The sequence below is a fragment of the Limnohabitans sp. 2KL-27 genome (genome assembly GCF_001269345.1).
In the GTDB taxonomy this organism is placed as follows: domain Bacteria; phylum Pseudomonadota; class Gammaproteobacteria; order Burkholderiales; family Burkholderiaceae_C; genus Limnohabitans_A.
The window spans coordinates 824,237-846,179 of the sequence record NZ_CXOP01000002.1; the positions used below are offsets into that span (position 1 = coordinate 824,237).

A 21,943-nucleotide genomic window follows, 5' to 3' on the forward strand; every position below is an offset into this window, starting at 1 on the left:
ATTATCGGGGGACTTCAGGACTCTGCCGGTGTGGCCCAAAGGCGATAATCACGGCCATGCACATCCGCTTTACCAAGATGCAAGGGGCCGGCAACGACTTTGTCGTGCTCGACGAGACGCAAGCCCGTTTGGGCCTGAACTCGGCCCAGTACCGCTTCCTGGCCGACCGCCACTTTGGCGTGGGGGCCGACCAGATCTTGTCCGTGCGGCCATCGCCCGCGCCCGGCCTGGACTTTGAATACGTGATCCACAACGCCGATGGCGGCGAGGTGGAGCACTGCGGCAATGGGGCCCGTTGCTTTGTGCGCTACGTGCGCGACAAGGGCCTCACCGACAAAAGCACCGTGCGCGTGAAGGTGCAGCAAGGCGAGATTGAGCTCACCATGAACCCCGACGGCCGTGTCACCGTGAACATGGGGGCCCCTGTCTTTGATTGGGAGCGTGTGCCCTTCAACCCCATCGGCCTCATCAGCGACCAAGTCAATGGCTGGCCAGTGTTCGATTTGGCTCTGGGCGAGCAGGGCATTGCGCGCGTGGGTGTGGTGTCCATGGGCAACCCCCATGCGGTGCAGCGCGTGGACAACATTGCAACTTTTCCGGTGCTGGTCCAGGGGCCGCTGATTGAAAACCACCCGGCTTTCCCCAAACGCGTGAACGCAGGCTTCATGCAAATCGTCTCGCGCAGCCAGATCAAATTGCGCGTGTTCGAGCGCGGCTCGGGGGAGACCCTGGCCTGCGGGACGGGCGCGTGCGCGGCGGTGGTCGCGGGCATTCGCCAGGGCTGGCTGGACGCTTGTGTGGATGTCCAAACCCACGGCGGTGTGCTGACCATCGAGTGGGCCGGCCAGGCCGACAGCCCGGTGCGGATGACCGGTCCAGCCACTTCTGTTTTTGAGGGCAGCATCGATGTGCCCGACACCCTTTGAATTTCTGGAGCTTCCCCATGACGACGCCTGAACCCATGAGCCCGATCACCGAAGACGACATCGCCGATTATTTGTTGAACACACCGGACTTTTTCGAGCGACACGCCTCGCTTTTGGCCACAGTGCAGCTGACGCACCCGCAAAGTCACCGCGCGGTGGGCTTGCAAGAGCGCCAAGCGCAAATGCTGCGCGACAAGATCAAGGGCCTGGAACACCGCATCATGGACATGATCCGGCACGGCAACGAAAACATGATCCTCACCGACAAGCTGCACCGCTGGTCGTGCGAGCTGTTGGTGACACCGCAGGACCAACTGGTCGCGTCGGCGGTGGACAACATCCGCGAACTGTTTCAGGTGCCGCAAGTGGCTTTGCGCTTGTGGTCGCTGCAGGACGAACATGCGCAGGCGGCCTATGCGCAGGGCGTGACCGAGGCGGTGCAGGTATTGGCCACCTCACTGAGCACGCCTTTCGTCGGACCGAACTCGGGTTATGAAGCCGTGCAGTGGCTGGACGTGCCGACACAGGCGGCTTCTTTGGCGCTGCTCGCTTTGCGTCCAGCACCGGGACAGCCCGCTTTCGGTTTGTTGGTGCTGGCGTCTCCTGACGCCCAACGCTTCAATAGCCAGATGGGCACCGACCTGCTGGAGCGCTTGGCCGAGCTGGCGGGCGCGGCCTTGTCGGTCCTGCAAAATCAACAGGCCTGAACCATGTCGGACGCCGCGGCCACCGACCCGCTGGTGTCCCGCTATCTGGACCATGTGCGTTTTGAAAAGCGCCTGGCCGAGCGCACCTGCACCCTTTACCAACTTGATTTGACGCGTTTGGCCGAAATGGCTGCGGCGTCCCAAGTGCCCTTGCTGCAGGTGCAAAGCGGTCATTTGCGCCGTTGGGTGGCACAAATGCACAGCGCCGGCCGCAGCGGGCGCGGCATTGCACTCATCTTGTCGGGCTGGCGCGGGTTTTACACCTGGCTGGGGCGCGAGGGCCTGATCCCGCACAACCCGGTGGCCGATGTGCGGGCCCCGCGTGTGGCCAAGCCCCTGCCCAAAGCGCTGGGCGTAGACGAAGCGGTGCAGCTGGCCGAGCACGAGGAGGACGGCGACGACCCCTGGCTGGAAGCACGCGATGCGGCCATGGTGGAGCTGTTGTATGGCTGCGGCCTTCGCATTGCCGAGCTGACCGGGCTGGACGTGGTGGCCAGTACCGAGGCGGCGCGTGCCGGGCGCGGCTGGATCGACCTGCAAAATGCCGAGGTGCAGGTCCAGGGCAAAGGCAGCAAGCGCCGCACCGTGCCTTTGGGCCGTGCGGCCAGCGAGGCCCTGACGCACTGGCTGAGCGTGCGCTCGCAGTTGACCGGCATGCTGACGCAGCCCACACCGGGTGCGTCCCCTTTGGCGCTGGCGCTGTTTCCCGGGCGGTATGGCACGCGCCTGACGCCACGCGGCGTAGCCCAACGCCTCAAGCGCCGCAGCCTGCTCGCGGGCCTGGCCACCCCGGTGCACCCCCACATGTTGCGCCATTCATTTGCCAGCCATGTGTTGCAGTCCAGCGGCGACTTGCGGGCGGTGCAGGAGTTGCTGGGCCACGCCAACATCAGCACCACCCAGGTCTACACACGGCTGGATTTTCAGCACCTGGCCAAAACCTATGACGCAGCCCACCCCCGCGCCAAACGCAAATGAAGCCCCGTGGGGCTTGCGCGGGCGGTGTCTAAGGCCAAGCCCAGTGCGCAGGCTTGGCGATTGAATTCATCGCTACACTCCCCAACTCTTGTTTTCTTGTCCTGAACTGGAACCGCGCCATGTCCCTGATCCCCACCACCATCCTGACCGGCTTTTTGGGTTCGGGCAAAACCACCTTGCTCAAGCGGGTCTTGACCGAGGCCCACGGCCAAAAGATCGCGGTGATCGAGAACGAGTTTGGCGAAGAGAACATCGACAACGACATCCTGGTCTCGGACACCGATGAGCAGATCATCCAGATGAGCAATGGCTGCATCTGCTGCACCATCCGCGAAGACCTGCGCGTCACCCTGCAGTTGTTGGCCGCCAAGCGCCGCAAGGGCTTGCTGGACTTTGACCGCATCGTGATCGAGACCACCGGCCTGGCCGACCCCGGCCCGGTGGCGCAGACCTTTTTCATGGACGATGAGATCGCTGAGACGTATCTGCTCGACTCCATCTTGACCCTGGTAGACGCCAAGCACGCGGCCCAGCAACTCAATGATCGCCAAGAAGCGCGCCGTCAGGTGGGCTTTGCCGACCAGATCTTCATCAGCAAGGCCGATTTGGTCTCGCCCCAGGAGCTGGACGCCTTGCAGCACCGCCTCAAACACATGAATCCCCGTGCCCCGCAAAAAGTGGTGCATTTCGGGGAGGTGGCTTTGTCCGAGGTGTTCGACCTCAAGGGCTTCAACCTGAACGCCAAGCTGGACATTGACCCGGACTTTTTGAAAGACGATGCCCATGACCATGTGCATGGTGAGGATTGCGATCACCCCTCTCACCAACACGGCCACGCACATGACCACGAACATGGTGAGCACTGTGATCACCCCTCGCACGCCCATGAGCAGGGCCACCACCATCACCACGATGACGATGTCAAAAGCTTTGTTTTTCGCTCGGACAAAGCCTTTGACCCGGCCAAGCTGGAAGATTTTCTGGGTGCGATCGTGAACATTTATGGCCCGCGCATGTTGCGCTACAAGGGCGTTTTGAACATGCGTGGCACCGAGCGCAAGGTGATTTTCCAAGGCGTGCACCAGCTCATGGGCAGCGATTTGGGCCCCATGTGGGCCGATGGTGAAGTCAAAATGAGCAAGATGGTATTCATTGGGATCGATTTGCCCAAAGACATCTTGCTCCAGGGCTTGGAGCAGTGCCTGGTCTGAGGCGATGGTCAGCGCACCCTTGGCCAGCCAGGCGGCGGACTTGAACGTGTGTTTAATAGGCCGCACTGCATGATTTGATCGTTCTTATCGCTACAATCGCCCGCCTGAAGCCCCCCCTTTCCGGGTGGGCTGGTGAACCCTACAAGGTCGACAACAAGGGTTTGGAATGCAAATGAACAGGTTTTTCAATCGGTTGCTGCAGTGTGGCAAGAGGTTTGGGCCTGCCCTTTCACACGGCTAGGAGACAAGACGTGAAGACCTCGAACAAAAAAGCGGCCACCCCAGTGACGGCCAGCAAAACCAAGTCGGCGCCGGCCAAAAAAGCCGCGCCAGCCAAGAAGGCAGTGCCGGCCAAAAAAGCTGCGCCAGCAAAGAAGGCAGTGCCGGCCAAAAAAGCTGTGCCAGCCAAGAAGGCAATGCCGACCAAAAAAGCTGCGCCAGCCAAAAAGCCAGTACCGGCCAAAAAGGCCGCGCCAGTCAAAACGCCCCTGCCTGTGAAAAAGTCAGCGACCGTCAAATCGGCAGCCCCTGCATCCTCCAAACCTGCAACCTCCGTCAAGGCGAAAGCCAAAACGGTGGTGGTCCCGGCCAAAGCCGTGAAGACCGCCAAACCTGCTGCGACTGCCAAAGTCGCACCCGTCAAGACACCCCACAAAGCCGCTGCACCCGCTGCTTCGAAGCCCCGTGCTGCAAGCCCCAAGCCAAGTCCGGCACCCAAGGCCAAGGCGGCCCCGAAGCCGGCTGTTCCCAAAACGATTTCTGTACCTGAAGCGAAACCTATGACTGTTAAAAAAGTGGCGACACCGACTCCTGAGGTCGCCCAAGCTGCCGCGCCGGCCACGGTGCCTGTGGCGGCTGCGGCGCCTGACCAATTGATTCGTGCCACCCGGCCCTCTGCGCGTCTGGCCCAGATCACGGTGCCTTCCTTGCCCCCCGCCGTGGCCTCCACGGCCGCCAAGGCCAGTTTCATGCCCAGCGCCCCGGTGGCAACGGTTTCTGCGCCTTTTGCGCCCATCAAGAAAGACCCCAAACTGGCCAACAACTGGAAGAGCAAGCCGGTGGAAGCCTTGAGCGATGCCGAAATTCTGGCCATGCCCGATGCGGAGTACATGAACAGTGTGCAGATGGCGTATTTCCGCCGCAAGTTGGCGATTTTGAAGCAAGACATCCTCAACAGTGCCGGCGCCACCACCGAGCACTTGCGTGAGGACACCGTGGTGGTGCCCGATCCCGCTGACCGCGCCACGATCGAAGAAGAGCATGCCCTGGAGCTGCGCACCCGTGACCGCGAGCGCAAGCTGCTCAAGAAAATCGAACAGTCGATTGTCCTGATCGATGCCGGTGAATACGGCTACTGCGATGAAACGGGCGAACCCATCGGTGTGGGCCGTTTGTTGGCCCGGCCGACCGCGACCCTTTCCCTTGAAGCGCAGCAACGTCGCGAGTTGAAGCAAAAAATGTTCGGTGATTGACGTGGCAGGCCCTTTGCTCATGCATGAAAAAGCCCCTGTTCAGGGGCTTTTTCATGTCTGGGGTGTGCCGGCTGGGACGGGAAAAGCCGATTTGCTTTTAATGCATTTGTCACTTTTGATTTTTTTAATTCCTTCACAGGTTACTTTCAGAGCCATCTGTAAGTGCCTAATCTACAAAGAAATTCCTGTTCCACTTGTCTTCAAATTCAGCGCTAAGCCATTGATTTCATTGAAAAAAATCGGTCTACACCTGTTGAGTTGCACCGAATTCCTGATACAGTGCAAAAAAGTGCAATTAAGTGGGGAAAAGTGTCTCTGCTGGTGCCTTTCAACTGGAAAAGGTCGTGGCTGTGTTTCAAGGGGCTTCATCGCTGAGTCTGGATGCCAAGGGGCGGTTGTCTGTACCGACCCGGCACCGTGACGTCCTGAGCGCCACAGCGCAAGGCCAACTGACCATCACCAAGCACCCGCACGGCTGCCTGATGGTGTTTCCCCGTCCCGAGTGGGAGAAGTTCCGCGAACGCATCGCCCAGTTGCCCATGTCCGCCCAGTGGTGGAAGCGCATCTTCTTGGGCAATGCCATGGACGTGGAGATGGATGGCACGGGGCGCGTGCTGATCTCACCCGAATTGCGCCAGGCTGCGGGTATTTCCAAAGACACCATGCTGCTGGGCATGGGCAACCATTTCGAGCTGTGGGACAAAGCCAGTTATGACGCGCAAGAAGCGCAGGCCATGCAGGGCGAGATGCCCGATGTGTTCAAGGATTTCTCGTTCTGAACGCCATGACCGAAGCTGCACTGACCCACACCACCGTGCTCTTGAAGGAGGCCGTGGACGAATTGCTCGAGGCCTCTGCGGGCGCTGACGGCGCTTATGTCGATGCCACGTTTGGGCGCGGCGGGCATTCCCGCCTGATTCTTTCTCGCCTTTCGGCGCAAGGCCGCTTGCAAGCCTTTGACAAAGACCTCGAAGCCATTGCAGAAGCTGGACGCATTGCAGACGCTCGTTTTTCGATCCGCCACGAAGGTTTTTCGCACCTGGGTGAACTGCCGCCTGGCAGCGTCGATGGTGTGCTGATGGACCTGGGCATCAGCTCTCCCCAAATTGACAGCCCCGAGAGGGGTTTTTCTTTTCGTTTTGAGGGCCCGCTCGACATGCGCATGGACACCACGCGCGGCGAGAGTGTGGCCGATTGGCTGGCAACGGCCACGGTGGATCAAATCACGGAGGTGATACGTGACTATGGCGAAGAACGGTTTGCTTTTCAGATTGCAAAGACGCTTGTGGCTCGCCGACAAGAGCGGGGCCCAATTTCAACCACCACCGATCTGGCCCAGCTCGTGGCTGACACGGTCAAAACCCGCGAGCCGGGTCAGAACCCTGCAACGCGGACATTTCAGGCTTTTCGGATTTTCATCAACGCCGAGCTTGAAGAGCTCGAACAGGCGCTAGAGGCCAGCTTGCAGGTGCTGGCTCCTGGGGGGCGGTTGGTGGTGATCAGTTTCCATTCGCTGGAAGACCGCATCGTCAAGCAATTCATTGCCAAGCACTCCAAAGAAGTGGTGGACCGCCGGGTGCCTTTTGCCGCGCCTGTGAAGATGCGCTTGAAGGCCTGTGGTCGTGTGCGGCCCAGCGAGGCGGAGGTGCGCGCAAACCCCCGTGCGCGCAGCGCCATCATGCGCATGGCCGAGCGCACCGAGGTGCCGGCGTGACGCGCTTGAGCATCTTTTTGCTGCTGGCCGCTTTGGTCAGTGCGCTGCTTTTGGTGCACAGCCAGTACGAGACGCGGCGTTTGTTCATGGCGCTGGAGTCGGCCAAAAAAGAAGCCAAGCGTCTGGAGGTGGACCACGACCGCCTGCAGGTGGAACGCCGGGCGCAGGCCACGCCGCTGCGTGTGGAGCAAATTGCGCGACAGCAACTGCAAATGCGGACGGCTTCACCCGCCATCACCCAATACGTTTCTAGCCAGGGTGCAGCAGGCCAGGAGGCTCGCCCATGAGCCGCAGTGTCCAGCTCTCATCGAGCCCGCTGCTGGCCAGCAAAACCCCGGTTTGGCGCAGCAAGCTGATTGTGGCGGCCATTGCGCTGGGCTTCACAGGCTTGATTGCGCGTGCGGCCTATGTACAGGTGATTGCCAATGATTTTTTCATCCGCCAAGGTGTAGTGCGTTTTGAGCGTACGCTGACTTTGCCCGCCAACCGGGGGCGCGTGCTCGACCGCAATGGCATGCTGCTGGCGTCGAGCGTGCCGGCGCCCAGCATTTGGGCCAACCCGGAAGACATCGAGCGCGATCCGGCCAAGCTGCGTGAACTGGCGCGTCTGCTGGACATGAGCCCTGCCGAGTTGGACAAAAAACTCAAGGACGATGAAAAGACCTTTGTCTGGTTGCGCAGGCAACTCGATGAGCCGGTGGTCAAGCAAATCCTGGCCTTGGGCATCAAGGGTGTCTACGACATCAAGGAATACAAGCGTTTGTATCCCGAGGGAGAGGCTGCGGCCCACATCGTGGGCTTTACCAATGTGGAAGACCAAGGCCAGGAGGGTGTGGAGCTGGTGTTTCAGAATCAGCTGTCCGGCAAGCCAGGCTCGCGCCGCGTGATCAAGGACCGCTTAGGCCGTGTCGTCGAGGATGTGGGCGAGACGGTCCCTCCCGTCGATGGCGAGGATTTGCAACTGAGCATTGACAGCAAGGTCCAGTTTTTTGCCTACCAAAAGCTGCGCGAGGCGGTGCTGGAGCACAAAGCCAAGGCCGGCAGTGTGGTGGTGCTCGACGCGCAGTCGGGCGAAATTTTGGCGCTGGCCAACTACCCCAGCTATTCGCCAGACAAACGTGTCAACTTGAGTGGCGAGCAGCTGCGCAACCGGGCCTTGACCGACACCTTTGAGCCGGGCTCGACCATGAAGCCGTTTGCCGTGGCCTTGGCGCTGGAAAAAGGCCTGGTCAAGCCGGAGACCCCCATCCAGACCGCCCCCGGTCGCATCACCATCACCGGCTCGACCATCACCGACGCCCATCCGCATGGTGTGCTCACCGTCAACGAGGTGATCCAGAAATCGAGCAACGTGGGCACGGTGAAGATGGCCATGCAAATGCAGCCCCGTGAGATGTGGGAAATGTTTGCGCAGGTCGGCTTCGGGCAAAAGCCGCAACTGCCTTTTCCAGGTGTCGTCAGTGGCCGTTTGCGGCCCTACAAAACCTGGCGCCCCATCGAGCAGGCCACCATGAGCTACGGCTACGGCATCTCCAGCAGCCTGTTCCAGGTCGCCAGGGCTTACACGGTGTTTGCACGCGACGGGGAAGTGGTGCCCGCCACCTTGATGAAGGCCGAGCATCAGGTTGCAGGTACGCGGGTCATCAGTGCAGAAAACGCCAAGGCCATGCGCAAGATGCTGCAAATGGCCGCAGGCCCCGGGGGCACCGCGCAAAAAGCCCAGACCATGGGTTACTCGGTGGGCGGCAAGACCGGGACAGCACACAAACAAGAGGGCAAAGGCTACGCCGGTAAAAAATACCGGGGTTTCTTTGTCGGTTTGGCCCCGATTGAGGCGCCGCGCATCGTGGTGGCCGTGATGATCGATGAACCCAGCAACGGCCGCTATTACGGTGGCGATGTGGCCGCGCCTGTGTTCAGCCAGACGGTGCAGCAAACCTTGCGCATGATGGGCGTGCAGCCCGACATGGCGGTCAAACCACAAATCGTGGCCAGATCGGTGGAGGAGTCGTTCTGATGCAGATGCTGCACAACGCCCCCGAAGCGGCCCGCTGGTTGCGCACGCACGTGACGGGAGAGCTGCGCACCGACAGCCGCTTGGTGCAGGCGGGTGATGGCTTCATTGCCTGGCCGGGTGCCGCCACCGACGGACGGCGTTACCTGGCAGCAGCGCTGGCGCAGGGGGCTGCGGCGTGCTTGATGGAGGAGCAGGACCATGCGCCTTGGCTCCAGGGCCTGCAGGCTGAAGTTGCCCCAAAGTTGGCGGTCATGTCAGGACTCAAGGCGCAAACGGGCTGGGTGGCCGATGCCTATTACGAACACCCCAGCCAGGCCCTGAACGTGCTGGCGGTCACGGGCACGAATGGCAAAACATCGACGGCCTGGTGGTTGGCCCAGGCGCTGTCTGCGCCCGAATTGCAACAAGCCTGTGGGCTGGTGGGCACCTTGGGCGCAGGCCGCTTGCCTGAACTGGTGAGCACCGGCATGACGACGCCCGACCCGGTGCTGCTGCAGCGCCAGTTCCGGCAGTTTGTTCACGAAGGGGTGACGCACTGCGCCATCGAAGCCTCTTCCATCGGTCTGGCCGAGCACCGCTTGGACGGGACAGCCATCCGCGTGGCCGTGTTCACCAATTTCACCCAGGACCACCTGGATTACCACGGCGACATGGCCCGCTATTGGTCGGCCAAGGCCGCTTTGTTTGCTTGGCCCGGCTTGCAGTCGGCCGTCGTCAACATCGACGACGCGCAAGGCGCTGTGCTGGCCCAGCAGTTACAGGGCGGGCCGCTGGATGTTTGGACTTGCTCGCGGCGCGGCGCTGCGCGTCTGCAAGCGCGTGCTTTGCCCCATGGCCAGGGTTTGGCATTTGAGGTGATCGAGGGCAACGCCGTGCACGTTCTGCACACCGAACTGATGGGCGACTACAACATGGACAACCTGTTGGGTGTGATCGGCAGTTTGCGCGCCCTGGGTTTCGATTTGGCGCAAGCGGTGCAGGCCTGTGGGCGGCTGGCAGCGGTGCCCGGACGCATGGAGCGCGTGTCCATTGACATGCCGGGTGCGCAGGCTGATGGCGCATGCCCGCTGGTGGTCGTGGACTATGCCCACACGCCCGACGCGATCAGCCAGGCCTTGGCCTCGCTGCGGTCGCAGGCGGCCCTGCGTGGTGGTCGCCTGTGGTGTGTGCTGGGCTGTGGGGGGGATCGCGATGCCAGCAAACGCCCCTTGATGGCGGCTGCAGCCGAAGCAGCGGCCGACCAAGTGGTGCTGACCAGCGACAACCCGCGCAGCGAATCGCCCGAGGCGATTGCGGCCGAGATGGTCCAAGGCCTGAGCCGTCCGCCATTGGCACACATTCAACTTGACCGTGCCAAGGCCATTGCCGAAGCGGTGGCCCAAGCGGCCGCGCAAGACGTGGTGCTGGTGGCTGGCAAAGGCCACGAAAGCGAGCAGGACATCATGGGTGTTCGCCACCCGTTTTCGGACGTGGCGCAGGCGCGCAGGGCTTTGCAGCAACGCGCTGCACAGCGGCAGGGAGTGCTCGCATGATCGCTCCGGTGTCCATGAAGCTGAATTTGAACCTCGCTCTGAGCTGGTTGAGCCAGGCCCATGGCGTGAATGTGCAAGGCGTGGTGGCCGACCGGGTCCACACCGACAGCCGCAGCCTGCAAGCGGGTGACCTGTTTGTCGCTTTGCGCGGTGAGCGTTTTGATGGCAACCAGTTCATCGCCCAAGCCCAGGCGCAAGGCGCCGTCGCGGTGGTTTGCGAGGCCTCTGGGCAGGCTCAAGCAGCAGCGCTCGGTATGCCCGCGCTGGTGGTGCCCGATGCGCGCATCGCTTTGGGTGAGCTGGCGGCTGGATGGCGTGCGCAATTCAGTTTGCCGCTGATTGCCGTGACCGGCAGCAACGGCAAAACCACCGTGACGCAAATGATCGCGTCCATCTTGCGTGCCCATGCAGGTGACAAGGCTTTGTCCACCCAGGGCAACCTGAACAACGACATTGGCGTGCCCCTGACCTTGTTCAATTTGCGGGCTCACCACCGCATCGCCGTGGTCGAGTTGGGCATGAACCATCCCGGCGAAATCGCCTACCTGGCCCGACTGGCTCGGCCCACTGTGGCACTGGTCAACAATGCGCAGCGCGAGCACCAAGAGTTCATGGGCACGGTGGAGGCCGTGGCGCATGAAAACGGGGCCGTGCTGCAAGCCTTGCCACCCGAAGGCTTGGCGGTGTTCCCAGGCGACGATGCCTACACCCCGATCTGGCAGGGCTTGTCAGGTCAGCGCGCAACTCGCTGCTTTGCCATGGCGTCTCACGGACAGGCCGATGTGCGCGCTGCTGTGTTGGCCTGGCAGTCGGGCGCTTGGCAGTTCACCCTCCAAACGCCCGAGGGCACTGCGCCCGTTCGTTTGCACATTGCTGGACGACACAACGTCAAAAATGCTTTGGCCGCAACGGCCTGCGCTTTGGCCGCTGGCGTGCCCTTGGCCGCCGTGGTCCAGGGTCTGGTGGCTTTTGAGCCGGTCAAGGGGCGTTCGCGTGCGCTGGTGCTGGAAAGCAGTGGCCACGGCATCACCGTGATCGACGACACCTACAACGCCAACCCCGACTCGGTGCGCGCCGCCATCGATGTTTTGGCCGAGTTGCCTGCGCCACGTTTGCTGGTGCTGGGCGACATGGGCGAAGTGGGCAACCAAGGCCCCGAGTTCCACGCCGAGGTGGGCCGCTATGCCGCCGAGCGCGAGATCGAAGCTTTCTTCACCTTGGGCGATTTGTGCCTGCACAGTGCCCAGGCCTTTGGTGCCGCCCGGCACTTCCAGGACATGGACAGTTTGCTGGCGGCGGTCACCGGGCAGTTGGGCGAGTTCCGCAGTGTGGTGGTCAAAGGCTCGCGTTTCATGAAGATGGAGCGCGTGGTTCAGGCGCTGATGTCGCATGTCGAAGGCCAGAACAGTCAAAACAAAGATAAAAAAGGGGAGCCCCATGCTGCTTAGCCTGGCCCAATGGTTGCAAAGTTTGTCCCCTGAATGGGGTTTTTTGCGTGTTTTCCAATACATCACTTTCCGAGCTGTGATGGCCGCCATGACGGCGCTCTTGATCGGCTTGGCTGCAGGCCCTTGGGTGATACGCCGCTTGACTTCGCTCAAGATCGGCCAGCCCATCCGTGGCTATGGCATGGAGTCACACCTGGCCAAAAGCGGTACCCCCACCATGGGCGGCGTGCTCATCTTGTTGTCGATCGCCATCTCCACTTTGCTGTGGTTTGACCTGTCCAACCGTTTTGTCTGGATTGTGTTGATCGTCACCCTGGGTTTTGGGGCCATTGGCTGGGTCGACGACTGGCGCAAGGTGGTCAACAAAGACCCGGAGGGCATGCGCTCACGCGAAAAGTACTTCTGGCAATCGGTCATCGGCTTGCTGGCCGCGCTGTATCTGGTCTTCAGCATTTCCGAAGTGTCCAACCTGCGCGTGCTGGACTTGTTTGGCCAGTGGGTCATGTCGGGCTTTGACGTGAGCCTGCCGCCCAAAGCCGGTTTGCAGGTGCCCTTCTTCAAGGAAATCAACTACCCGCTGGGTGTGTTGGGTTTTGTGTTGCTGACGTACCTGGTGATCGTGGGGTCCAGCAATGCGGTCAACCTCACCGACGGTTTGGACGGGCTGGCCATCATGCCGGTGGTGATGGTGGGCTCGGCACTGGGGGTGTTCGCCTACGTCACGGGCAGCGCTGTGTATTCCAAGTACTTGTTCTTTCCGTACATTCCGGGTTCGGGCGAGTTGCTGATCTTTTGCGCGGCCATGGCGGGCGCGGGCCTGGCCTTTTTGTGGTTCAACACCCATCCGGCCCAAGTCTTCATGGGTGACGTGGGCGCGCTGGCATTGGGCGCAGCACTGGGCACCATCGCGGTTATCGTGCGCGCCGAAATCGTGCTGGCCATCATGGGCGGCATCTTCGTGGTCGAAGCCTTGTCGGTGATGGCGCAGGTCACGTACTTCAAGTACACCAAGAAAAAATACGGCGAGGGTAGACGCATCCTGAAGATGGCGCCCTTGCACCACCATTTTGAAAAGAGCGGCTGGAAGGAAACGCAAGTCGTGGTGCGTTTCTGGATCATCACCATGCTGCTGTGTCTGGTCGGCTTGTCGACCCTGAAGCTGAGGTAAGACATGCAGCTCCAAGGTCAACACGTTCTGATTCTCGGTTTGGGTGCTTCGGGCTTGGCGATGGCCCGCTGGTGCGCGCATGCCGGAGCCGACGTGACCGTGGCCGATACCCGAGACACGCCGCCACAGTTGGCCGCTTTGCAGGCCGAGTGGCCTGCTGTGCGCTTTGTGCCCGGCCCCTTTGAGGCCAGCTTGGTCGAAGGCGCATCGGTGCGTGCCGTGTTTCGCAGCCCGGGCCTGGCCCCTGAGGTGGTGGCCCCTGTGATGGATGCAGCGCGCAGCATGGGCCTTTGGCAAGGCGGCGAGCTGAGCTTGTTCGCCGCTGGTTTGGAAGATTTGAAGGCACGCTTTGGCTATGCCCCGCAGGTGCTGGCCATCACCGGCACCAACGGCAAGACCACGGTCACATCGCTCACTGGGCAGTTGGTGGCGCGTGCGGGCAAAACCGTGAAAGTGGCCGGCAACATCGGCCCCACGCTGCTGGACACCTTGACCGAAGCCATGGCGCAAGCGCAAGTTCAGGTCGAGCAAGAAGCAGCAGAGCGCGCCGCCGCTGCGCTTGAAAACCAAGACGAGGTCAGTGAGCAGCCATCGGTCATGACGGCCCCAGAAACTGCCACCCCAGTCCAAGCTCAGCATGAACCCGCAAGCCAAGCTGCCGATACCCCCGATACCCCCGATGCCGACGAGGCGTTGGACAGCTTGGATGACGAGACCGCCGCTGAACTGCCGCTGCCTGTTGCGCCTGCGGTGCAGGACCCCATGGCCCAGGCACTGCCCCAGGTGTGGGTGCTGGAGCTGTCGAGCTTCCAGCTCGACAGCAGTGAGGGCTTTGAGCCAACTGCCGCCACGGTGCTCAACATTTCGCAAGACCACCTGGACTGGCATGGCAGCATGGCCGCCTATGCCGCCGCCAAAGCCCGCATATTTGGTGCGCAGGCCCTCATGGTGCTCAATCGGGAAGACCGGCTGGTCATGGCCATGCGGCCCGAGCCTGTGCGCGTGAAGTTGCAAAAGCCTGTCGAGCGCGCTGGCGTGCTGTTTGGTGGCGACATGCCCCAGCGCCCGGGCGACTTTGGCATCGAAGTCACACACGGCATGACCTGGCTGGTGCGCGCTCTGGAAGCCGATGAAACACGTCGCCGTCGCAAAGATGCGGCAGAAGAGTTGCACATTCAGCGACTGATGCCTGCTGACGCCTTGCGCATTCGCGGTCGCCACAATGCGGTCAATGCGCTCGCTGCGCTGGCGCTGGCCAGCAGCGCAGGTTGCGCTTTGGGTCCCATGCTCTATGGCCTGCGCGAATACCGAGGCGAGCCGCACCGTGTCGAACCGGTGGCGATTGTCCATGAGGTCGAATTTTTTGACGACAGCAAGGGCACCAACGTGGGCGCGACGGTGGCCGCCTTGCAAGGCCTGGGCGCAGACCGCCGCGTGGTGGTCATTTTGGGCGGCGACGGCAAAGGTCAGGACTTTTCCCCATTGGCCGATCCCGTCCAGCGTTTTGCCCGGGGCGTGGTCTTGATCGGCCGCGACGCGCCCGTGATCCGTGAAGCGCTGCAAGGCACCCACGTGCCACTGCACGACGCCGCCGATATGCATGCCGCCGTCAAGCAAGCTGCGGCCATCGCCCGCAGTGGTGATGCGGTCTTGATGTCGCCCGCATGCGCGAGCTTTGACATGTTTGACAACTACGGCCACCGTGCCGAGGTGTTTGTTCACGCTGTGGCCGGTTTGGCCGAAGCGGCAGGTGTGGCCATGGAGGGCGTGCTGTGAGCGAAGCGCTGTCATTCCCGCAACGACTGCAGGCAGGCGTCGCCCATTGGGGCCAGGTGATCACGGGTCGTGCATCGGGCGGTCAGGCAGCGGGCGCACAGGGTTTGCCTGTCAATTTGGGCAGTTACGATTTCGCACGCAACGTTGCGGGATCGGGCACCCGCTTGCAAAGCGTGGACCAAGCCCTCGTCTGGGTGGTGGTTGCCTTGCTCATGTGGGGCATGGTCATGGTGTACTCGGCATCGATCGCCATGCCGGACAACCCCCGTTTTTCGCGTTACACACAAACCCATTTTTTGACGCGTCATGTGATCTCCATGCTCGTGGGCAGTGTCATGGCTTTGCTGGCTTTTCAGGTGCCCACCGAAACTTGGGAAAAAGTAGCCAGACCCTTGTTTGTGGTGTCCTTGGTGCTGCTGGCCTTGGTGCTGATTCCTTTCATCGGCAAGGGCGTCAACGGTGCGCGGCGCTGGATTTCCTTTGGCGTCATGAATTTTCAGCCCTCTGAATTGGCGAAATTTGCCACCATCATTTATGCGGCCGATTACATGGTGCGCAAGATGGACGTCAAAGAGCGGTTCTTCCGCGCCGTCTTGCCCATGGGGGCGGCCGTGGCCTTAGCCGGGGTGTTTTTGCTGGCCGAGCCTGACATGGGGGCCTTCATGGTGATCGCCATCATTGCCATGGGCATCCTGTTCTTGGGTGGTGTGAACGCCCGCATGTTCTTTCTGATTTTTGCGGTGCTGGTGGGGGCGTTTGTGGTGATGATTGCCGCATCCCCTTGGCGCAGGGACCGCATCTTTGCTTACCTGGACCCCTTCAGTGCCGAGCACGCTTTGGGCAAGGGCTACCAGCTGTCGCATTCGCTGATTGCGATCGGTCGCGGTGAAGTCTGGGGCGTGGGTTTGGGCGGCAGTGTCGAGAAGTTGCATTGGTTGCCAGAGGCCCACACCGACTTTTTATTGGCGGTGATCGGTGAAGAGTTTGGTTTGGTGGGCGTGAGCTTGGTGATCTGCCTGTTTTTATGGCTCAGCCGCCGCATCATGGTGATTGGCCGCCAAGCCATCGCCCTGGACAAGGTGTTCTCTGGGCTGGTGGCGCAAGGCGTGGGCATCTGGATCGGCTTTCAGGCCTTCATCAACATGGGTGTGAATTTGGGCGCGTTGCCCACCAAGGGCCTGACACTGCCTTTGATGAGTTACGGCGGTTCGGCCATCATGATGAATCTGATTGCCATCGCGGTGGTGTTGCGCATCGACGCCGAAAACAAACAGATGATGCGTGGGGGCCGGGCATGACGCAGAAATGCGCACTGGTCATGGCAGGCGGCACGGGGGGACACATCTTCCCGGGTCTGGCTGTGGCCGAGGCCTTGCGTGATGCAGGTTGGCGCGTGCACTGGTTGGGCGCGCCGGACAGCATGGAAAGCCAGTTGGTACCGCCGCGCGGCTTCGCCTTTGAGGCGGTGGCTTTTGGCGGCGTGCGCGGCAAGGGGCTCGCAACACTGGCCTTCTTGCCACTCAAGCTGCTGCGTGCTTTCTGGCAAAGCCTGCTGGTGGTGCGCCGGGTCAAGCCCGATGTGGTGCTGGGCTTGGGCGGCTACATCACTTTCCCGGGCGGCATGATGGCCAGCCTGTGGGGCAAGCCCTTGGTGCTGCACGAACAAAATTCGGTGGCGGGTCTGGCCAACAAGGTGCTGGCGCAATTGGCCGACCGCGTGTTCACCGCCTTCCCCGGTGTCTTCAAAATCGGGCAATGGGTGGGCAACCCCTTGCGCCGCGCTTTCACAGAACAGGCCGCACCCGCTGAACGCTTTGCCGGACGCAGTGGCCCCTTGCGTGTGCTGGTGGTGGGCGGCAGCCTGGGGGCCAAGGCCCTGAACGACATCGTGCCGCAGGCCTTGGCCTTGATGCCCGAGGCCACACGTCCGCAGGTCATTCACCAAAGCGGCGCCAAACAAATTGATGCGCTGCGTGCCAACTACTCGGCCGCAGGTGTGCAAGCCGAATTGACGCCGTTCATCGACGACACGGCCAGCGCCTTTGCACAGGCCGATTTGGTGATCTGCCGCGCTGGCGCCAGCACCGTGACCGAGCTCGCCGCGGTAGGCGTGGCCGCTTTGTTGGTGCCTTTCCCGTTTGCTGTCGACGACCACCAGACCACCAATGCGCGGTTTTTGGTGGCATCCGGCGGCGGCTGGCTGGTGCCTCAGGCCGACTTGACAGCGCAAAGTCTGGCCGAGCGCCTGACGGGCTTGAGCCGAGACACATTGCGGGACGTGGCGCAAAAAGCCCATGCACAGAAAAAAACAAATGCGACCAGGGAGGTTGTGATGGCTTGTGAGGAGTTGGTGGCATGAAACACGCCATCCGGAAAATCCACTTCATCGGCATCGGCGGCTCGGGCATGAGCGGCATTGCCGAAGTGTTGCTCAATCTGGGTTACCAGATTTCCGGCTCCGATTTGTCCGAAAGTGCCACGCTGCAGCGCCTGGCGGCTTTGGGCATCGACACCCATGTGGGCCACAGCGCGGGCAACGTCCAAGACGCCGATGCCGTGGTCACATCGACCGCCGTGAAAGCCGATAACCCCGAGGTGCTGGCCGCACGGGCTCGCCACATCCCCATCGTGCCGCGGGCTGTCATGCTGGCCGAGTTGATGCGCATGAAGCAAGGTGTGGCCATTGCCGGCACACACGGCAAAACCACCACCACCAGCTTGGTGGCCAGTGTGCTGGCCGAGGCCGGACTGGACCCGACCTTTGTGATCGGCGGCCGATTGAACAGTGCAGGCGCCAATGCCAAGTTGGGCACGGGCGACTACATCGTGGTGGAAGCCGACGAGTCCGATGCCTCGTTTTTGAACCTGTTGCCCGTGATGGCGGTGGTGACCAACATCGACGCCGACCACATGGAAACCTATGGCCACGACCTGGCCAAACTCAAGGCGGCTTTTGTCGAGTTTTTACACCGCATGCCTTTTTACGGTACGGCCATTGTCTGCTCGGACGACCATGGCGTGCAGTCCATTTTGGAGGGCATCGCCCGCCCGGTGACCACCTATGGCCTCAACGAAGGTGCCCAGGTCCGCGCGGTGGATGTGCGCGCCCAAAACGGGCAGATGCACTTCACGGTGCAACGGCGCAACGGTGTGACCTTGCCCGACCTGCCCATCGTGTTGAATTTGCCCGGTGTGCACAACGTGCTCAATGCCTTGGCCGCCATTTCCGTGGCCGTCGAATTGGGTGTGGATGATGCGGCTGTGCAACGCGCACTGGCCCAGTTCAAGGGCGTGGGCCGCCGCTTCCAACGTTATGGGGAAGTGGCCACGGCCGATGGACAAGGCCGCTTCACCGTCATCGACGATTACGGCCACCATCCGGTCGAGATGGCGGCCACGCTGGCAGCCGCCCGTGGCGCATTCCCGGGACGCCGTCTGGTGTTGGCGTTCCAACCGCACCGCTACAGCCGCACGCGGGATTGTTTTGAAGACTTCGTGAAAGTCATTGGTCAGGGTTGCGACAGCGTGCTGCTGTCCGAGGTCTATGCGGCCGGTGAAGCCCCCATCGTGGCCGCCGATGGCCGCTCGTTGGCGCGAGCACTGCGGGTGGCGGGCAAGGTCGAACCGGTCTTTGTGGACGCGATTGCCGACATGCCCCAAGCCGTGCTTGGCAACGCCCGTGATGGCGATGTGGTGATCTGCATGGGGGCAGGCTCCATCGGGGCCGTGCCCGCCCAAGTGGTCGAATTGGGAGGTGCCGCATGAATGCATTGAGCAACGCCGGGCCGTCCCAAGTTGCGAAGGCCCCCTTGGGGGGCAGCGAACCACACGCAGTGGGGAGCGTGGGGGCCATGTCTTTGGGCAAAGTGGCGGTGCTCATGGGAGGGCAATCGGCCGAGCGCGAGGTCTCCTTGATGTCGGGGCAGGGCGTGTTGAACGCTTTGCGGGCATCGGGCGTGGATGCCCATGCGTTTGATCCGGCCGAGCGGGACCTGAGTGAACTCAAGCGGGACGGTTTCTCACGTTGCTTCATTGCGCTGCATGGCCGTTATGGCGAAGACGGCACAGTGCAAGGGGCCTTGGAGTTGCTGGGCATCCCCTATACCGGCTCGGGTGTGATGTCGTCGAGCATCGCCATGGACAAGGTCATGACCAAGCGCGTCTGGTTGGCCGAAGGCCTGCCCACTCCGACTTATGTGCTGGTGCGACGGGAAGAGCTGGGCAGTGTGTCGATGGCTGGCTTGATTGAGGCTTTGGGCTTGCCCATGATTGTCAAGCCTGCACGCGAAGGCTCGTCGATCGGTGTGACCAAAGTGGAGCGTGTCCAAGACCTGCCTGCGGCGCTGGCGACAGCCGCGCAGTGCGATACCGACATCCTGTGCGAGCAGTGCATTGTGGGCGATGAGGTCACTTGCCCGGTCATGGGGCAAGCGCAGTCGGCCAAGGCCTTGCCGGTGATCCGCATCGTGGCCCCCGAGGGCAATTACGACTACCAAAACAAGTACTTCACCGACGACACCCAGTACCTGGTGCCCAGTGGCCTGCCTGCCGCAGAAGAGGCCGCCATCGAGGCGCTGGTCATCCAGGCGTACCAGGTTCTCGGCTGCAGGGGATGGGGTCGTTTGGATGTGATGATCGATGCCATCACACGCCAGCCTTACCTGCTGGAGATCAACACCTCGCCCGGCATGACCGGTCACTCGTTGGTGCCCATGTCGGCCAAAGCCGCTGGCATCAGTTATGAGGCGCTGTGCTGCCAGTTGATTGCTGCGGCCACGCTGGACCATGTGCAGGAGGCGCGCGCGTGAAAACCTCGTTGGCTTTGCCACTGGACATCCGGCTCATGAACATGGCGGCAGCTTGGCTGACAGCGGTGTTCGCGCTGCTGGTCCTGGGGGGCGGAGCCTGGTGGTTGCTGCGCCATCCCGTGTTTGCGATCCAGGCGATCACGGTGCAAGGCGAGGTCACGCGCAACAATGCTGTGACCTTGCGGGCCAACGTCATGCCGCAGCTCAGTGGCAATTTTTTCACCATCGATCTCAAACACACGCGCGACGCCTTCGAGACCGTGCCTTGGGTTCGGGAGGCGGTGGTGCACCGTGATTTCCCCAACCGCCTCAAAGCGGTTTTGGTCGAGCATGAACCCATGGCGTTGTGGGGCGACGACAGTGCCAACAAGATGGTGAACCAACAAAGCCGCGTGTTCGAGGCCAATGTCGAAGACGTGGATGTGGACAAACTGCCGCGCCTCAAAGGCCCCGATGCGCAGTCCCAGAGCGTGGTGCAGATGTACCGCCATTTGCTGCCGATGTTCGAGGCGGTGGACATGGGCATTGAACAGTTGGAACTCACGCCCCGGGGCAACTGGCGTGTGGTGACCGACAGCGGCGCGCTGCTGGAGTTGGGGCGTGGCACGGAGGCGGAGATCACCGCCCAGCTCAAAGTGTTTTTCAGGACGCTGTCGCAAGTGACAGCCCGTTATGGCCGCACACCGACCGCTTTGGCCGGGGCGGATTTGCGTCACAAGGATGGCTATGCCTTGCGCTTGCGGGGTGTCACCACCTTGGAAGCAGACGGCAAGAAAAAGCTTTGATGGTTCAAGACAAAAGAATGAAACGGAAACGGTGAATCAAATGGCAAAAGAGTACAAAGATTTGGTGGTGGGCTTGGACATTGGCACCTCCAAAGTCATGGCGGTGGTGGCCGAGGTGATGCCAGACGGTGAGCTCAAGATCGCCGGCTTGGGCATTGCGCCCGGCAATGGCCTCAAGCGGGGCGTGGTCGTCAACATCGATGCCACGGTGCAAAGTATCCAGCAGGCCCTCAAAGAAGCCGAGCTGATGGCCGATTGCAAAATCACCCGCGTCAATGTCGGCATCACGGGCAGTCACATTCGCGGCATCAACTCCAGCGGCATGGTGGCCATCAAGGACAAGGAAGTCACGCAAGCCGATGTGGCCCGCGTGATGGAAACGGCCCGTGCCATCAACATCTCCACCGACCAGCGTTTGCTGTTGGTGGCGCCGCAAGAGTTTGTGATCGATGGCCAGGAAGTCAAAGAGCCGATTGGCATGAGCGGCATGCGTCTGGAAGCCAAGGTGCACATCGTCACCGGTGCGCAGAGTGCGGCCGAAAACATCATCAAGTGTGTGCGCCGCTGTGGCCTGGAAGTCGATCAGTTGTTGCTCAACCCCCAATCGTCAAGTTTGGCGGTTTTGTCGGAAGACGAACGCGAGCTGGGCGTGGTTTGCGTGGACATTGGCGCGGGCACGACCGATGTGGCGATTTTTGCCAACGGTTCGATCCGCCACACCGCCGTCATCCCGATCGCAGGTGACCTGATCACCAGCGACATCGCCATGGCCTTGCGCACCCCCACCAAGGATGCAGAGGACATCAAAGTCGAAAGCGGATACGCCAAGCAATTGCTGGCCGACCCCGATGCGCAGGTGGAGGTGCCCGGTTTGGGTGACCGTGGCCCGCGCATGCTCAGCCGCCAAGCTTTGGCGGGTGTGATCGAGCCGCGCATCGAGGAAATTTTTTCGCTGGTGCATCAAGTCATTCGCGAGTCGGGCTACGAAGAAGTGCTGTCCTCAGGCATTGTGCTCACGGGCGGCAGCGCGGTCATGCCGGGCATGGTCGAGCTCGGTGAAGACATCTTCCTCAAGCCCGTGCGCCGTGGCTTGCCCAAATATGCGGGGGGCCTGGCCGACATGGTCAGCCAGCCCCGTGCCGCGACCGTGATGGGCCTCCTGGAAGAAGCCCGCTTGGCCCGCCTGCGCGGTTACAAAGTGACGCAAAAGAAGAGTTCTGTGAACAACGCTTTTGGCCGCTTCAAAGATTTCATTGTGGGGAACTTCTGATGAATTGGAAAAAAAGATTCCTGGCCAGGAGCAGCCCCCCGGTGTCACGACCGTGTCGATGTTGACACCCTCATGCATCCCAGTATTCACAAAAACATTTTCGGCAACTGCAAACAATTTTAGGAGTAGCA

General features: G+C 61.6%; 20 protein-coding genes. 19 read left to right on the forward strand and 1 reads right to left on the reverse strand.

The window, feature by feature from the left end:
- The first annotated feature begins 56 nt into the window (after positions 1 to 56).
- From dapF to LHAB_RS06780, 4 genes are all read left to right on the forward strand, one after another.
- Positions 57 to 926, forward strand: a complete 870-nt coding sequence (gene dapF, locus LHAB_RS06765; protein ID WP_090044912.1) for a diaminopimelate epimerase — start codon at positions 57 to 59, stop codon at positions 924 to 926.
- A gap of 17 nt (positions 927 to 943) precedes the next feature.
- Complete coding sequence (locus LHAB_RS06770; RefSeq protein WP_090044914.1) at positions 944 to 1,633, forward strand: DUF484 family protein; 690 nt, start codon at positions 944 to 946, stop codon at positions 1,631 to 1,633.
- Between the two features lie 3 nt (positions 1,634 to 1,636).
- Positions 1,637 to 2,611 (forward strand): tyrosine recombinase XerC, encoded by a 975-nt coding sequence (locus tag LHAB_RS06775; RefSeq protein WP_090044915.1) that lies wholly within the window; start codon positions 1,637 to 1,639, stop codon positions 2,609 to 2,611.
- A 119-nt stretch (positions 2,612 to 2,730) separates the two neighbouring features.
- Complete coding sequence (locus LHAB_RS06780) at positions 2,731 to 3,822, forward strand: CobW family GTP-binding protein (protein WP_090044917.1); 1,092 nt, start codon at positions 2,731 to 2,733, stop codon at positions 3,820 to 3,822.
- A gap of 229 nt (positions 3,823 to 4,051) precedes the next feature.
- On the opposite strand, the gene LHAB_RS06785 is transcribed toward LHAB_RS06780, so the two are convergent.
- Positions 4,052 to 4,573, reverse strand: a complete 522-nt coding sequence (locus LHAB_RS06785; protein WP_228763370.1) for a hypothetical protein — start codon at positions 4,571 to 4,573, stop codon at positions 4,052 to 4,054.
- 4 nt (positions 4,574 to 4,577) lie between these two features.
- On the opposite strand from LHAB_RS06785, the gene dksA reads away from it, so the two are divergent.
- From dksA to ftsA, 15 genes are all read left to right on the forward strand, one after another.
- Positions 4,578 to 5,294, forward strand: coding sequence for an RNA polymerase-binding protein DksA (dksA, locus tag LHAB_RS06790; protein WP_228763449.1), 717 nt, complete (start codon positions 4,578 to 4,580; stop codon positions 5,292 to 5,294).
- A 350-nt stretch (positions 5,295 to 5,644) separates the two neighbouring features.
- Positions 5,645 to 6,073 (forward strand): division/cell wall cluster transcriptional repressor MraZ, encoded by a 429-nt coding sequence (gene mraZ / locus LHAB_RS06795; protein ID WP_090047749.1) that lies wholly within the window; start codon positions 5,645 to 5,647, stop codon positions 6,071 to 6,073.
- A 5-nt stretch (positions 6,074 to 6,078) separates the two neighbouring features.
- Complete coding sequence (rsmH, locus tag LHAB_RS06800) at positions 6,079 to 7,008, forward strand: 16S rRNA (cytosine(1402)-N(4))-methyltransferase RsmH (protein WP_090044918.1); 930 nt, start codon at positions 6,079 to 6,081, stop codon at positions 7,006 to 7,008.
- Positions 7,005 to 7,295, forward strand: a complete 291-nt coding sequence (gene ftsL / locus LHAB_RS06805; protein ID WP_090044920.1) for a cell division protein FtsL — start codon at positions 7,005 to 7,007, stop codon at positions 7,293 to 7,295. Before rsmH ends, ftsL begins: the two co-directional genes overlap by 4 nt.
- Positions 7,292 to 9,025 (forward strand): peptidoglycan D,D-transpeptidase FtsI family protein, encoded by a 1,734-nt coding sequence (locus LHAB_RS06810; RefSeq protein WP_090044921.1) that lies wholly within the window; start codon positions 7,292 to 7,294, stop codon positions 9,023 to 9,025. Before ftsL ends, LHAB_RS06810 begins: the two co-directional genes overlap by 4 nt.
- Complete coding sequence (locus LHAB_RS06815) at positions 9,025 to 10,557, forward strand: UDP-N-acetylmuramoyl-L-alanyl-D-glutamate--2,6-diaminopimelate ligase (protein WP_090044923.1); 1,533 nt, start codon at positions 9,025 to 9,027, stop codon at positions 10,555 to 10,557. The genes LHAB_RS06810 and LHAB_RS06815 overlap by 1 nt, the downstream gene beginning before the upstream one ends.
- Positions 10,554 to 12,005 carry a UDP-N-acetylmuramoyl-tripeptide--D-alanyl-D-alanine ligase gene (gene murF, locus LHAB_RS06820; protein ID WP_228763371.1) on the forward strand — a complete coding sequence of 484 codons (1,452 nt, stop codon included), beginning with the start codon at positions 10,554 to 10,556 and terminating at the stop codon, positions 12,003 to 12,005. Before LHAB_RS06815 ends, murF begins: the two co-directional genes overlap by 4 nt.
- Positions 11,995 to 13,173, forward strand: a complete 1,179-nt coding sequence (gene mraY / locus LHAB_RS06825; RefSeq protein ID WP_090044925.1) for a phospho-N-acetylmuramoyl-pentapeptide-transferase — start codon at positions 11,995 to 11,997, stop codon at positions 13,171 to 13,173. Before murF ends, mraY begins: the two co-directional genes overlap by 11 nt.
- Before the next feature lie 3 nt (positions 13,174 to 13,176).
- Positions 13,177 to 14,949, forward strand: coding sequence for a UDP-N-acetylmuramoyl-L-alanine--D-glutamate ligase (murD, locus tag LHAB_RS06830; protein WP_090044926.1), 1,773 nt, complete (start codon positions 13,177 to 13,179; stop codon positions 14,947 to 14,949).
- A 56-nt stretch (positions 14,950 to 15,005) separates the two neighbouring features.
- Complete coding sequence (ftsW, locus tag LHAB_RS06835) at positions 15,006 to 16,247, forward strand: putative lipid II flippase FtsW (RefSeq protein WP_369814128.1); 1,242 nt, start codon at positions 15,006 to 15,008, stop codon at positions 16,245 to 16,247.
- On the forward strand, positions 16,244 to 17,308 hold the full coding sequence (gene murG / locus LHAB_RS06840; protein ID WP_090044929.1) for an undecaprenyldiphospho-muramoylpentapeptide beta-N-acetylglucosaminyltransferase: 1,065 nt from the start codon (positions 16,244 to 16,246) through the stop codon (positions 17,306 to 17,308). The genes ftsW and murG overlap by 4 nt, the downstream gene beginning before the upstream one ends.
- Positions 17,305 to 18,714, forward strand: coding sequence for a UDP-N-acetylmuramate--L-alanine ligase (gene murC, locus LHAB_RS06845; RefSeq protein WP_090044931.1), 1,410 nt, complete (start codon positions 17,305 to 17,307; stop codon positions 18,712 to 18,714). The genes murG and murC overlap by 4 nt, the downstream gene beginning before the upstream one ends.
- 86 nt (positions 18,715 to 18,800) lie before the next feature.
- Positions 18,801 to 19,757: a D-alanine--D-alanine ligase gene (locus tag LHAB_RS06850; RefSeq protein WP_090047752.1), complete on the forward strand. Its 957-nt coding sequence runs from the start codon at positions 18,801 to 18,803 to the stop codon at positions 19,755 to 19,757.
- On the forward strand, positions 19,754 to 20,542 hold the full coding sequence (locus LHAB_RS06855) for a cell division protein FtsQ/DivIB (RefSeq protein WP_090044932.1): 789 nt from the start codon (positions 19,754 to 19,756) through the stop codon (positions 20,540 to 20,542). Before LHAB_RS06850 ends, LHAB_RS06855 begins: the two co-directional genes overlap by 4 nt.
- 40 nt (positions 20,543 to 20,582) lie before the next feature.
- Entirely contained in the window at positions 20,583 to 21,812 is a 1,230-nt protein-coding gene (gene ftsA / locus LHAB_RS06860) for a cell division protein FtsA (protein ID WP_090044934.1), read from the forward strand.
- Positions 21,813 to 21,943 lie beyond the last annotated feature (131 nt).